17 protein-coding genes are annotated in these 12,745 nt (G+C 59.2%); 8 read left to right on the top strand and 9 right to left on the bottom strand.

Annotated elements, in window-relative coordinates:
- Nucleotides 1-32: 32 nt before the first annotated feature.
- The 8 genes from C4J93_RS03710 (at nt 33) to C4J93_RS03675 (ending at nt 5,795) form a co-directional block, all read left to right on the top strand.
- Nucleotides 33-395, top strand: coding sequence for an EscI/YscI/HrpB family type III secretion system inner rod protein (locus C4J93_RS03710; RefSeq protein ID WP_256660136.1), 363 nt, complete (start codon nt 33-35; stop codon nt 393-395).
- 6 nt (nt 396-401) lie between these two features.
- Entirely contained in the window at nt 402-1,223 is an 822-nt protein-coding gene (sctJ, locus tag C4J93_RS03705; protein ID WP_124369510.1) for a type III secretion system inner membrane ring lipoprotein SctJ, read from the top strand.
- A gap of 151 nt (nt 1,224-1,374) precedes the next feature.
- Nucleotides 1,375-1,779 (top strand): type III secretion protein, encoded by a 405-nt coding sequence (locus C4J93_RS03700; protein WP_256660135.1) that lies wholly within the window; start codon nt 1,375-1,377, stop codon nt 1,777-1,779.
- 2 nt (nt 1,780-1,781) lie between these two features.
- Nucleotides 1,782-2,399, top strand: coding sequence for a type III secretion system stator protein SctL (gene sctL, locus C4J93_RS03695; RefSeq protein ID WP_124428627.1), 618 nt, complete (start codon nt 1,782-1,784; stop codon nt 2,397-2,399).
- Between the two features lie 288 nt (nt 2,400-2,687).
- Nucleotides 2,688-3,080: a type III secretion protein gene (locus tag C4J93_RS03690; RefSeq protein WP_124428626.1), complete on the top strand. Its 393-nt coding sequence runs from the start codon at nt 2,688-2,690 to the stop codon at nt 3,078-3,080.
- A 14-nt stretch (nt 3,081-3,094) separates the two neighbouring features.
- A complete protein-coding gene (sctC, locus tag C4J93_RS03685) occupies nt 3,095-5,233 on the top strand; it encodes a type III secretion system outer membrane ring subunit SctC (protein ID WP_124428625.1) in 2,139 nt (712 codons plus the stop codon).
- Complete coding sequence (gene hrpT / locus C4J93_RS03680) at nt 5,230-5,433, top strand: HrpT family type III secretion system protein (protein ID WP_124403016.1); 204 nt, start codon at nt 5,230-5,232, stop codon at nt 5,431-5,433. The genes sctC and hrpT overlap by 4 nt, the downstream gene beginning before the upstream one ends.
- A gap of 32 nt (nt 5,434-5,465) precedes the next feature.
- Nucleotides 5,466-5,795 carry a transcriptional regulator gene (locus C4J93_RS03675; protein ID WP_256660134.1) on the top strand — a complete coding sequence of 110 codons (330 nt, stop codon included), beginning with the start codon at nt 5,466-5,468 and terminating at the stop codon, nt 5,793-5,795.
- Here the strand turns inward: C4J93_RS03675 and sctU are convergent, their stop codons facing one another.
- The 9 genes from sctU to C4J93_RS03630 form a co-directional block, all read right to left on the bottom strand.
- Nucleotides 5,796-6,893 carry a type III secretion system export apparatus subunit SctU gene (gene sctU, locus C4J93_RS03670; RefSeq protein WP_124369503.1) on the bottom strand — a complete coding sequence of 366 codons (1,098 nt, stop codon included), beginning with the start codon at nt 6,891-6,893 and terminating at the stop codon, nt 5,796-5,798.
- Nucleotides 6,890-7,678, bottom strand: a complete 789-nt coding sequence (sctT, locus tag C4J93_RS03665; RefSeq protein ID WP_124428623.1) for a type III secretion system export apparatus subunit SctT — start codon at nt 7,676-7,678, stop codon at nt 6,890-6,892. The genes sctU and sctT overlap by 4 nt, the downstream gene beginning before the upstream one ends.
- 10 nt (nt 7,679-7,688) lie before the next feature.
- Entirely contained in the window at nt 7,689-7,952 is a 264-nt protein-coding gene (sctS, locus tag C4J93_RS03660) for a type III secretion system export apparatus subunit SctS (protein ID WP_124428622.1), read from the bottom strand.
- A 7-nt stretch (nt 7,953-7,959) separates the two neighbouring features.
- Entirely contained in the window at nt 7,960-8,613 is a 654-nt protein-coding gene (gene sctR / locus C4J93_RS03655; RefSeq protein WP_124428621.1) for a type III secretion system export apparatus subunit SctR, read from the bottom strand.
- Nucleotides 8,610-9,623: a FliM/FliN family flagellar motor switch protein gene (locus tag C4J93_RS03650; RefSeq protein ID WP_124428620.1), complete on the bottom strand. Its 1,014-nt coding sequence runs from the start codon at nt 9,621-9,623 to the stop codon at nt 8,610-8,612. Before C4J93_RS03650 ends, sctR begins: the two co-directional genes overlap by 4 nt.
- A complete protein-coding gene (locus tag C4J93_RS27285; RefSeq protein ID WP_256660133.1) occupies nt 9,620-9,886 on the bottom strand; it encodes a type III secretion system HrpP C-terminal domain-containing protein in 267 nt (88 codons plus the stop codon). The genes C4J93_RS03650 and C4J93_RS27285 overlap by 4 nt, the downstream gene beginning before the upstream one ends.
- 188 nt (nt 9,887-10,074) lie before the next feature.
- The gene (locus C4J93_RS03640; RefSeq protein ID WP_124428618.1) at nt 10,075-10,503 is read right to left on the bottom strand and encodes a YscO family type III secretion system apparatus protein; all 429 of its coding nucleotides are present in this window, start codon (nt 10,501-10,503) and stop codon (nt 10,075-10,077) included.
- Entirely contained in the window at nt 10,490-11,848 is a 1,359-nt protein-coding gene (locus tag C4J93_RS03635) for a FliI/YscN family ATPase (RefSeq protein ID WP_124428617.1), read from the bottom strand. Before C4J93_RS03635 ends, C4J93_RS03640 begins: the two co-directional genes overlap by 14 nt.
- Complete coding sequence (locus tag C4J93_RS03630; RefSeq protein ID WP_164485280.1) at nt 11,845-12,744, bottom strand: FHA domain-containing protein; 900 nt, start codon at nt 12,742-12,744, stop codon at nt 11,845-11,847. The genes C4J93_RS03635 and C4J93_RS03630 overlap by 4 nt, the downstream gene beginning before the upstream one ends.
- Nucleotide 12,745 lies beyond the last annotated feature (1 nt).

Raw genomic sequence — 12,745 nt, 5'->3', positions numbered from 1 at the left:
CCGCATTGGCAACTACTCAACCACGGGGCTGCATGATGATAGAAGTTATAAAGCCTGCTGACGCCAGACTGCCGGGCGTCTACAGAACAGAAGAAGTGTTCGCCTCAAGCACAGATGTGAACTTTTTCAATTCGGCCATGACGCCATCTGCCTATACGAGCCCGACAGTTGATCAGCCAACGCCAAAAAACCTGTTGACCGACACCGCAGGCAAGCTAACCGGCGTAACTGAACGTATGTCCAAAAGTTTGCGTGCACTTGGCAGCACAGACAAACTTGACGAGGCCCGAAAATACCCAAGCCAACTCTCCGACGCATTATTGCTTCAGCTAATGTTGACGAAGTGTGTTGGTAAAACCGCGCAGTGCATTGATAAAATCAGCAACCTCCAGTAGGTCAACATGACGCGCACGTTGTTTACTGCATTAACCCTGTCTTTCACACTCATGCTAAGTGGCTGCAGTGAACGTGTCGAACTCCACCGGCAATTAACGGAACAAGAGGCCAACGAAGTTGTAGCAGAGCTGGCGGACAAACATATTCGTGCGAGTAAGGTTCCCGCCAAAGACGGCGTTGTCGTGGTAGTCAATGCCATCGATATTGCAAGGGCCGTACGAACGCTGGAGGCCGTTGGACTACCTCGGGCAGCACGCGCTACGTTGGGCGACACTTTTCGTAAGGAAGGCGTCATCTCGACGCCGCTGGAAGAACGAGCACGCTACATCTACGCCCTGTCCCAGGAGTTGGAAACCACCTTATCGAACATTGATGGGGTCATCGTGGCCAGGGTCCATGTGGTACTGCCTGAGCGAGTGGCGCCGGGCGAGCCTGTCCAACCGGCCTCCGCATCGGTGTTTATCAAACATGATCCGCGGCTTGACCCCGACAATATCAGGGCCCGTGTGCGCAGGCTGGTTGCCAGTAGCATACCCGGCATGGCCACGGCGCTCGACAATCCGCAGAAACTGACCGTGGTATTCGTGCCGGCGACAGCTTATACGGAACAACAAAGCCTGGTTTACTTCGGGCCGTTTCTGGTCCCAGGCGACGACCTCGGTTTTTGGCGGGCCAGCGTGACGGTCTCGCTACTGGTCCTGGCGCTTATGGTGTCGGCCACCCTGTTCTGGCAGAAGCGAAAACAGCGAGCCACGCCCGAACCTGTCTTGCACGCTCAAACGCACGCGCGGTCCCCTGACATGCCCGCTCATTCAAACAATGAGTAACCTCGCATGGGCCCGATGGTGGGCAGCCCCCTGGTTGTATGCGCACGCAGACTGGAAAAGCACGCATACCCATGCGGCGCTTGTAGACATTCATCGCCGCGGGCTAGTCGCAACGGGTACACATTACGGTATTACTCCCTGCCTGCCGACAATGCCTGACCCCGCCTTACTCCAATTGGCAATTGCCTCATGCGAGCAACTTGAGCTGGGGCTGGCACTGATCGACGGTATCTGCCGGCCCAGCTACGCAGCAGCATTGGATGAGCACCATCTTCTGTGGTGTAACAGCCTGTCCAAGGCGCTATGCCTGGATATCGTGCAACCGGATAAGGATCCGTTGCAGTTGTTGCGCGCCTGGATCCCACCTGCGGCCTGGCAACGGCTAAGGCTACGCTTTGCACGCCGACGCGTGCTTGATCTGGAAGAAATGCCACTGGCGCTCAATGGATCGTACAGTCGGCTCGATACCCTCTGGCACGCCGTGGTGTGGCGTATAGGCACGCTGAACCTTAATAGCAGCGCTTGCGAGTCATGGCCGCAGCCGCAAGGAGATTAACGATGCTATGTCGACGTACGATCAACTCGCCTGGCGCTACGCCGCCTCTCCCGGGAAGCCTGATTTCCGGTGAAACCCTGGCCAGTTATACCCAGGCCAGTGATGTGATAGAGCAGGCAAAGGCTGGTGCCAAACAATTGCTGAGGGAGGCACACGAACAACGGGAACACTTGCTTGAACAAGCAGGGTTTGAAATATGGCAGCGTGCCGATGCCCAACTCAAACGCTGGGAAGCAGAGCGCCAGGTCCTCTGTGAAAACCTCGAACGATGCGCCACTTCAATTGCCAACCAGGCTATTCACCTTTTGCTTGAGCAAACGTCCCCACCTCAACGTATCGGAGCCCTGATCAAGCAGTTGCTGGCGTGCCAAATCCCTGCAATCAAGGCGACATTACTTTGTAATCCACATGATCTCGAAACGGTGAGGCGATGCCTAGACAGCAGCGGTAGCCATCACTGGTCGCTGCGCGCAGCAAACTCGCTCGAGCCTCAAACGCTGTTATTGAATACCGATGAGGGAGATTTCCGGATTGACTGGATCTCTATGGTCAAGGCCGTCATGAGCAACGATGTAAGCCCTTCGCCAACGGACGACGGGGACATATTTCTTAACATATAAGACGCAACACATGGAACCATTTCGAAATAAAAGCCATAAAGGGTTACACACCCAGAAAGGCACCTCACATGAACTTTTTCGACAGCCTTAGAGATAGACTTGTCAGAGACGCAAAACACGTTAAACGTGAGGTCGACTCTGCAGTAAACAATTACTCCGGGTCAGAGCAGGACGCGGACTTGTTTTATGACCTTGTGGTAAAACATCGCAAGTCTGAATACCTCATCAATGAACAAACCCGCGTAAAGTTCATGCTAATGAAGTCCGCTCTGGACAGTGCCCAGTAACATGAAAGAGCTACTTGCCGAGTGTTTGAGAAGTGACGGCGCAGAGTTGAGGTTATTTGAAAACGACGACGAAATCGTCTTGCGTCACTGTCCGGACACTCTTCTGCTAAGTGTCCAGCTGACCCAACAACTCCCGAATAAATCAGTGCTGATGATGTGGATGCGACTGGGCGCAATAAGCCTGCATCACTTCCAGGGTGCTCTCGCTCAACACCCAACCAGCGGTGAACTCTGGCTGGTTCATTGCCTGCATAAGCCCTACGGCGAACAGCCTCTGCAACGCTGTATAGAGTCCCTGCTCAACCAACGCGATACCTGGCGGGCAACCTTTGCACGCCTGAACAAGCCGACCCATCCGCTCAGCCCCACCTCGCTACGTTCGTTGTCGCACTAATCAGGGAAACACCTATGTATAAGAACCTCTTCAAGCGCAACAGCTTGCGCGTTAACCCGCCTGAGACTTCGTCCAGACGTGCCCACTTCAGGTGCCTGATCGCGCTCGCCGGTTTGCTCGCTCCGGTGCTCAGCGCCTTTGCTGCCATCCCTCCCGAGTGGAAAAACACCGCCTACGCCTATGAGGCCGAACACAAGCCTCTGCGCGAAGTGCTCGAGGACTTCGCCCAGACCTTCGGCACGCAACTGCAAATCGAGGGCCTGCTGGAGGGCGACGTCAATGGCAAGATCCGAGCGAACACACCGCAGTCGCTGCTGGACAGACTGGGCGTCGAACACCGCTTCCAGTGGTACATGTACAACAACACACTGTTTATCAGCACACTGGACCAACAAGAGTCCGCGCGCCTGGAAGTCTCTTCCGAGACGGTGTCCGACCTCAAGCAGGCGCTAACTGATATCGGTCTGCTCGACAGTCGCTTCGGCTGGGGCGAGTTGCCGGAAGACGGCATCGTTCTGGTATCCGGCCCCAAAAGCTACATCGAACAGATCAAGCAATTCAGCAGCCAGCGTCGCTCTGCGGATGAAAAACAGAGCGTGCTGACGTTCCCGCTGAAATTCGCCAATGCCGCAGACCGCCAGATAGAGTATCGCAGCGAAAAAATCGTTATCCCTGGCGTTGCCAGCATGCTGCGCGGGCTATTGGAGCCGCGCTCTGGCACGACGCTTTCCGGGCTGGCCCAACGTTCCCCGTCCCAGTCCCAGCCCGCACCTGTCACGCCCAGCTTTGCGCGCCTGGGCAACCCGCTGCTGGGGCAAATGCTCAGTGCACCTGCTTCCCCGGATGCCGGCATGTCGATTACGCCTCGGGCGCCAGTGGGCACCAGCCGGATCCGCGTCGAGGCGGATGTGCGTAACAACGCCATCCTGATTTATGACTTGCCGGAGCGACAAGCGATGTATCGCGAGTTGATCAGCCAACTGGATGTCGCGCGCAAGCTGGTGGAAATCGATGCAATCATCCTCGACATCGAGCGCACGCAATTAAATGAATTCGGTATCAAGTGGGGCTTTCAGAACAGTCGCTTCCGTGGCGGCGTCAACATGGCGCCCGGTACCGCTTCCCAACTATCGATCGGACGCCTTGATCGCTTCTATGCCGATATCCGCGCGCTGGAATCCCGCGGGCTGGCAACCATGGTCTCCAATCCCTCGGTGCTGACCCTGGAAAACCAACCGGCGATCATTGACTTCAACCGTACTCAATACCTGACTGCCGGCACCAGAAACGCGACGATCCTGCCCATCACCGTGGGCACCAGCTTCCAGGTGGTTCCCCGGGTGATCACCAGCCGGGGCGGTCATCAGATCCATCTGGCGATAGACATCGAAGACGGTAATTTTGACGAGTCCAATCCAGACCGCATCGGCCCGGATGTACGCCGAGGCAAGGTCAGCACCCAAGCCGTGATGGCAGAAAAGCGCTCGTTGGTGGTGGGCGGGTTCCACGTTACCGAAAGCAGCGATAAACAAAACAAGGTCCCCGTGCTGGGGAACATACCGTTACTGGGCAAGGCGCTGTTCTCCTCGACCGAACGGCAGAATAACCGGCGTGAACGGCTGTTCATCCTGACCCCGCGAGTGATCGGCGATCAGTCTGATCCTTCGCGCTTTTTGCCTCAGGACGATCAGGTCGAACTGCAAGCTGCGCTCAAGCCATTGGCGCGGCGCTACGCCCCCCATCAGCCGGTGATTAACCGCAGCGATATCACCAGCACCCTGGCGCACCTGGTCAGCGGCGAAGTGCCCAAGGCGTTCAAGGCCGAACCTATGCCGCTGGGGCTGAACACGTTGTGCAGCACCCGCGACTTGCTGGCGCTGAATACTGAGCGCAGCCAATGGTATGCAGGCCCGCACTACAACGTGGCGGTGGTGGTACTGCGCAATCAGTTCAAGCGCAATGTGCGCATCGATGAGAAGGAATGCAGCAATTCGCAAACGCTGGCGGTCACCGTCTGGCCGCGTGCCTGGCTCAAGCCTGGTGAAGAAGCCGAAGTGTTTATCGCCATACGCCCTGTCATCAAGGATGAACATCTGAGTGTGCCACGCCCTTCCCTGATCGCCCCACTCCCAACCCGGACACCTACACCATGAACCACAAACTGATGCATGCCGCGCTAATGGCTGCCGTACTGCTTGTTACCGGTTGCACACCGACCTGCAAAGGCGACTCCTGCTCACGTCCGCAATCGAGCAAAGACAAGATGGTGGTCTGGTGGCCCCCGCAGATGCGCGTCGAACCTGGCCCGGCCGGGGAGCGCTCGGACTATCAGACCGTGTCCTTGGAGCGATGAGCGTGGAGGCAGGCGCCCCTGTGAACCGCCAGATGCTCATTGACGACCTGGTGAGCGGCCGTCCCGCTCATCAGCAGTTGTGCAGGGGGATTACATTGCGCTCGTGCGATGCGGGCACACGCAAGGGCGTAGCCTTACACATTGCAGGCATGGCCCTGCAAGCTGGGCAGTTGGAACAAGTATTGGAGCGTCGTTTCCAACAGGCGCTGGCGTTTGACGGCTGTTACCTCTATGTGGACAAACAGGGCGCGCTGGTTATCTGGCACGCCCTGCCCGCACACCCCCAGGCGCTGGACAAAATCCTCAGCCGGATGCTGTCTCTGGCCAACTTGCACGCTCTGGACCTTTCGGTCATACGCTGATCAGCGCTGCTCGAGCTCCGGCAATGTAAGGGTTTCACGCTTGGCCTCATCGTCAAGCTCACGCAAGGTACGGTAGATCAATGCCACGGCCTGCAACGTCTCTCGAGGAATCGGCGCCCCGAGCTTTTTCTCGTAAATCGTGCGGGCCAGCCATACGCATTGAATGACCGGAACATCAGCTGCCTTGGCGCGATCGATCAGTTTGCGCGCCTGCGCATCCGTGCCCTTGGCCACCAACTGCGGCAACGGCGTCTTGCCGCGACGGTAATACAGGGCGACGGCAAAGTGGGTCGGGTTGACGACCAACATGTCCGACTCTTCCAGCTTGGGCAACTTGACCTTGGGTTCCTCCTGCGCCAACTGATACGCCAACGAGCGGCGCTGCCCCTTGACGTGCGGGTCACCCTCCATGTCCTTGTATTCCTTGACCACTTCGACCTGAGTCATGCGCATGCGCTTGGCGAAGAAGTACTTTTGCAGGGTCAGGTCGGTCAGTGCCAACACCAACAGCAATCCGAGACAGGCATGGAGCAGATAGCGGAACAGCGCAATCAGCGCCAGCAGGTAGCTTTGCAGATCGCTGTTGGCCAGATTAATCAGCGTGCCCAAAGAGGGCCAGACCACCAGATACACAATCAGGCCCAGGAGAAACGCTTTGGCCACGCTCATCAGCAGGTTCATCACCGACTGGGCGGAGAACATTTGCTTGAGTTGGCTCATGGGATTGACCCGATTGAAATCGAGCTTGAGTGCTTCCGGGGCGAACAGAAACCCGACTTGCAACCAACTGCTGATCAGCTTCGTGGCAATCGCCACCCCAACCATCAATAAGGCGAACGATAGAAACACCACCACCCCATCGAACAGCACTTCTTCCAGCGCTCGCACGAAGGGCTGATTCATGCGTGAAATCGGTAGCACCATCAATTGTTCGAAACGTTGCAAACTGCTTTGGGCGGAATACAGCGCGATTTCGCTGATGGCGGTCAGCGCCAGCAACTTGCCTACATCCTGGCTCTGGGAGACTTGGCCTTTCTTACGCTGGTCACGCAGCTTTTTAGCGGAGGCGGGGTGTTTTTTCTCTCCCGAGTCGCTCATGGCATCGCCACCTTGAACAGCAGCCCAAGGGAATGCTTGAGGTCACCCAGCAAACTCATACGCCCGACGATCAGATCCTGCAATAACGCAAAATACAGCAAGAGGATACCGATACCCGCGAGGCTCTTGAGTGGCGGAGCCAGTGTGCTCACCTGCAACTGCTGACTGTAAACACCCAGCAGTGCGATGCCGAACTCCAGCAACAGCAGCACGCCGATAAAGGGCGCCGCGTAGAGCATCATATGGGTGAACGTATCCCCGAGCAGCGCGATGAATACGCTGAACCCATTGGGCCCCGGCAGCGGGAACCACACCGTCGGCGGCCAGATCACGTAGCTGTCCCAGATCACCTGGGTCAGTGCGCCAAGCCCCAGGGTGACCATCAACAGAAAAATCGCCAACTGCTTGAGCATATGCCCGATGGGCGTTGCGTCCGGGCCCAGCGACGGGTTGAGCTGGCCCCCGGCCAACGCGCCTCGCTGGTTATCCAGCAGCGCGCCCACCGACTCGAACATCCAGAACGGCATCGACAGCAACACGCCCAGCACTACCCCAAGGGCCAACTCCTTGAACGCCAAGGCGGCGAGCATGAGGCCCGAGTAATCCAACCCCTCCAACGCTGCATGGATACCCGGCGCGGGGATCAATGCCATGACCATCACAATCGTGTGCCGGGGCATGCCACGAATATGTTGAAAACAGAATGCAGCGACCAGAAAGGCACAGGGATAAATGCGCGCCATGGCAATCACCAGGCTTGGCAGGTATTCAAGATACAGCAGCACAGAAGCAACCTCAGTGGAGGGCCGAACGGCCGATCATGTCGAACGTCAGGTTGATCAGTTGGATCAACTCCACGCCGATCCAGCGTCCGGTCATGATCAGGGTGACACCCACCGCCACCAGCTTGATGCCAAACGGCAGCGTCTGATCCTGCACCTGCATCAGCGCCTGAGCCAGCGAGGTCAGCACGCCCACCACCACAGCCACGATCAGCGGCGGTGCGGTCAATACCACGACCAGTAACATGCCCTGCTTGAACAATACGATCGGTTCCATATTCAGCTCAGAGATAAGAAAGGAACAGGCTGTCGAGCAGCCGCGACCAGCCGGACACCATTACAAACAGCAGCAATTTGAGCGGCAGGGAAATGGTCATGGGTGAAACCATTTGCATGCCCAGCGCCAATAAGAGGTTGGAGACAATCAGGTCAATCACGATAAAGGGGATGTAGATCAGAAACCCGATCTCGAACCCCGCCTGCAGTTGCGACAATACATAGGCGGGAATCAGCAGGATCAGGTCTTCACGCTGCACCTCCTGCGCCATCTGCGCGGGCCAGAGGCGGTGGGTATTCTCCAACAGATGGGTGAGCACGTCGGGATCGAGATTGCGCAGCATGAATGCACGCAACGGCTTGATGGCCTCTGCGCCTGTCTGCAGCACCCCCTGCACGCTGCTCGTGTCCAGCGGAGAAATCTTGAGGGTTTCTGCGATCTGGTAGCCCACCGGCGCCATGATGAACAGTGTCGCGGCCAATGCGATGCCGTTGATAGCCATGCTCGGCGGCACTTGCTGCACGCCGATGGCATTGCGGGTAATCATCAGCACAATCACGATTTTCAAAAACGATGTGCAGATAATCAACAGCATCGGCATCAGCGTCAGCGTGGCAATAAACAGTGCGAGAACGAGGGGGTCCAGCCCCTGAACTGTCATCGACCGAAAAGCACGCGGGACAGCTGCAACCCCAAGCGGCCATCGACTTCCACCAGTTGGCCCTGCCCAATGGGACGGTCGCCGTAGTACAGGCCTGCCAGGCCAGGCGCGTAACCGGTAATGCCCAGCACCGAGCCGGGCCCCAGATTGCGCAACTCGCCCAGCGTGAGGTTCAGCGTGCCGCAGCGAACATTCAGCGCCATGCTCAACTCATCGAATGGCTCGTGGCCAAAGATATCCACCACAGGTTCATCCTGCGCATCCTCGGAGTAGGCGTGCGCCGCAAAATTCTCGTCCACAGACATGTCCTCGATAGAAGAAAGGGTCAGGCACAGAGTCCCGTTTTCATCGTCAATACTGCCCCGCAGCCGATGCCTGCCAACCTGCATATAACCGCTGCCCTGCGCCTGGAACAGCGCGAGCTCGGGGACCAGCACATCACCGGCGCGCAGGCCGCGTACCTGTGCAATGGTCAGGCGCATGCGTCCCAGGGTGACGGCAATCGCCAGTTGAAACTGCCCCGGCAGCGGTGCAGCGACAGAGCGCCATGGGGCGGCCTCGCACAACGCGAGGAAGCTTCCAGCGCTCAGCCACAGGTAGCCCATGACCCGTGAGGCGCCCAGGGACACGCTGAGCCGGCAACCGAACCCCTCGGGCCGATCCGTCTCCAGCAGCCGCATATAGCCGAACAGATCACGTATCTGGGGGCTCAAGTAGTGCTGAAACAATGCCCAGAACCAGGAGTCCGGATCGTTGCCGGCCTGGGCCAACGTCACCGGGCACTCACCCATCAAGCTCAATTGCGGCCCCGGTTCGCTGAACGCCAATACCCCACTGGTGGTTTCAAAGCACAGCGACTGAGCGCCAACCGGCTCAGTGCCAGGCTCCAGGCGTAATTCACCGCGCTGTTCGGCCACCTGGAACGGCATGTGCAACCCACGCCCCAGCCGTCGCCGGGCAGCCACTGCATCAGCCCTCACAGTGCGCAAGGCCAGAGAGGGCAACATCATGCCGGCGCCGAATTCGCCACGCACAGCGCCACCGGTAACGCCAGGCTCGCGGCGAGCCTGTGCTCACATTGGTGCCGTACGCCGTAGAGCCAGCGCGCTGTTGCGTCCTGCTGCGCCTCAAGCTCGATATTCCACCCCGCCCCTTCTCGACGAATACGGGCATTGATCCGCCCCAGGCGTGGCAAGTACATGGCCACCGTCAGCGGCCACGTCGAGCCGCTTTGCAGCCGAGGTATCAACTGCTCCGACAACGCCTCGACCATGGCGAGATCGCCGCCGGCCCGGGTTCCGGGCTGTGACGCGCTACGGCCCGAATCCTGTTCGTCATCACCGAACAATTGGCTAAAGAGCTGCCGTTGCTCCCAAGGCACTGGGGCGCTTACCTCGTGGACACGCTCCTCGCGAAGGTCGCGTCGGCGTTGGCGTTCAGGCGTGTTGGCTGAAATAGCGTTCATAGCGGTTCCTGCGTGAGTAAATTGGCCAATTCCTGCAGTTTTTCTACTTGGCGAAGGCACTGGGTGACGTGCTTCTGCGCGATACCTACCTCCACCTCACGCTGTTCCTGCTGCCCTTGCAGCTGTTGCACCTGGCCTTCTTCACGCCGGGTACCGGCAGACAGGCTTTGTTCCTTGCGATTCCACGAGTTCAGCGCCTGAACGCTCACAACCTGCCCCTGGTGCTCGCTCAACAGTTGTGCACATTGGCGTTGCTCTTCCTGACGGGTTTTCTCCAGCAGGTCTTGGGCCTGCTGGATGTGCGCCACCAATGCCTGCTGCGATCGTTTGGCCTCGCGCAGCGCACGTTCGGCACGATCGGCCCGGTACCGACGCAACCGCCGCAGGGTTTCGATCTCACCGGGTAACGTTTCAGAATGGGACATAGGCAGTCAGCTCCGTCAGTTGGTCCATCGTCGTGTCGATCGCAGAAGGCTCACGCAAGTCTTGGCGCAGGAAGCTATCCACCGCCTGGCGGCTGCTTACCGCCATGTCGGTCAGGGCATCATTGCCTGCCTGGTACTCACCCAGCTTGAGCATCAGCTCGATCTGCTGGTAGGCCGACAACAGGCGCCGCAATGCCGTACCGGCCTGGATATGCCTGGGCTCGCAGACATTGGTCAAAATCCGCGACAGGCTGGCCAGCACGTCCACGGCCGGATAATGGCCGCGCTCGGCCAACTTGCGTGACAGCACGATATGGCCGTCCAGCAGCGAGCGAACTTCGTCGGCCACCGGGTCATTCATCGAGTCCTGCTCGATCAACACCGTGTAGATGGCCGTGATCACGCCGTCACGCGTCAACCCCGCCCGTTCCACCAGGCGCGGCAACAGGCTGTACACCGAAGGCGGCAGACCGCCCCGCCCCAGCGGCTCGCCGGCAGCCAGGCCGATTTCACGCTGGGCTCGCGCAAAACGCGTCAAGGAGTCGATCAACAAAAGCACGCGTTTGCCCTTGCGCCGGAAACCTTCGGCGAGCGCCGTCGCGGTGAAGGCGGCGCGGGCGCGCTCCATGCTGGAACGGTCAGAGGTGGAGCACACCAGCACCGCCTTGGCCCGCAGTTGGTCATCCAGTTCATGGTCAAGAAACTCGCGTAACTCTCGGCCCCGTTCACCGATCAAACCGAACACGATCACATCGCAGTCCACGTTACGGGCGATCTCGGCCAACAAAGTGGTCTTGCCACAGCCTGCCCCCGCAAACAGCCCGACGCGCTGGCCTTCTCCCAGCGTCATCAGGCCGTCGATCGAACGCACCCCCGTGGCCAATGCGCGGTTGATGCGCGGCCGCTCCGTGGGTAACGGCGCCTCGCACAACACCGGGGTTGCGTCGGGCGTATCCGCTTCGGCGAACGCACTGGGACCGTTGCCGGCAATCGGCCGGCCGAAACCGTCCAGCACCTGGCCCAGCAGGTCATCACCCACCCGTACCCTGTGCGGCACACCAAGACGCTCCACGCTGGCGCCCACGCTCACGCCTTCCAGATTCCCCAGGGCACTGAGCACCGCATCCTGCTGATCGAAGCCAATGATTTCGGCGAGCATGTAATCGCCCGGTTGCTTTTCAACCTGGCACAGGTCGCCGATGCGCGCCTGGGGCAGCCGGCACTGCATCAGCATGCCGTTGACGCGCTGTATGCGACCGCGCATCGTGACCGGCGCAAAGCTGTCCAACGCCGCCGACTGACTGCGTTGCCAAGCCTCGAGACGCTCTTGCCACGCGCCGCTCACCAACGCACCTCATAGCGCTGCGCACCGTCGAACACCACCTTGCTGTTATCGATCAGCACCAGGCGCAGGCCATTGACTTCGTCGCCCACGAACAACCGAGTGCCCTCTTCCAGCACAACGTGGCCGTTCGGTCCGCTGATGATCTGCACGATCTTGAACGGCAGCGCTCCGTCACGCGTGCGTACGCGGCTGATCACCGGCACAGCGGTTTCGAACTGCCCGGCAAAGCGGTCGAGCATGCGCGCGACCAAGTCCGCCTCTTCCTGGGAAACATCACCGCTCAGGGAAATCTGCCCATTGATGACTTGCAAGCTGACCCGTGAAGTCAGTTCCCGCTCGCCGAGCATCTTCAGCAATTGCTGGCGCACCTCAAAGGGCGAGCCCAGTTCGGGCTTCTGAACCACTACCGGCATCAGCGATGCCTGGGCCTTGCGCTCGCCACTAAAGATGATGCCGGCTGCCGCAATGAGCACGGCGAACGCAAGTACCAGGCTAAGCAAACGCTTTTGTTGGGACGATGGAATTGATGACAGTTTCAACGCGAGCGGCGCCTGCTCCGCAGGCTCAGGCGCCGCAGGTGCAGGCGCGGGTGCCTGTGGCCAGGGCTGATCGGCAGGGCTGACGCACAAGCGAACGGGGCCGATCAAAAAGACCGTGTTCAGCGCAAGCTCGCCGATCTGCGCCAGCACTTGCCCATCGCTGTTTTTAAGCAGCCCCGCCTCGGCCTGCACCGACCACCGGCCATCGGCCAAGCGCAAACGTGCGTGATGCTCGGCAACCCCGGGATCGTTCAACAGAAGATCAGCGTCCGAATTGGCACCCACGCCCCACTGCTCACCAAACAACGGCAGCGCGGCGCCTTGATGCATACCATCCAGCACCCGCAGCTCGAACATC

This window comes from Pseudomonas sp. R2-37-08W (assembly GCF_003851705.1).
Lineage (GTDB): Bacteria > Pseudomonadota > Gammaproteobacteria > Pseudomonadales > Pseudomonadaceae > Aquipseudomonas.
This window is presented reverse-complemented; position numbering and strand designations above follow the sequence as displayed.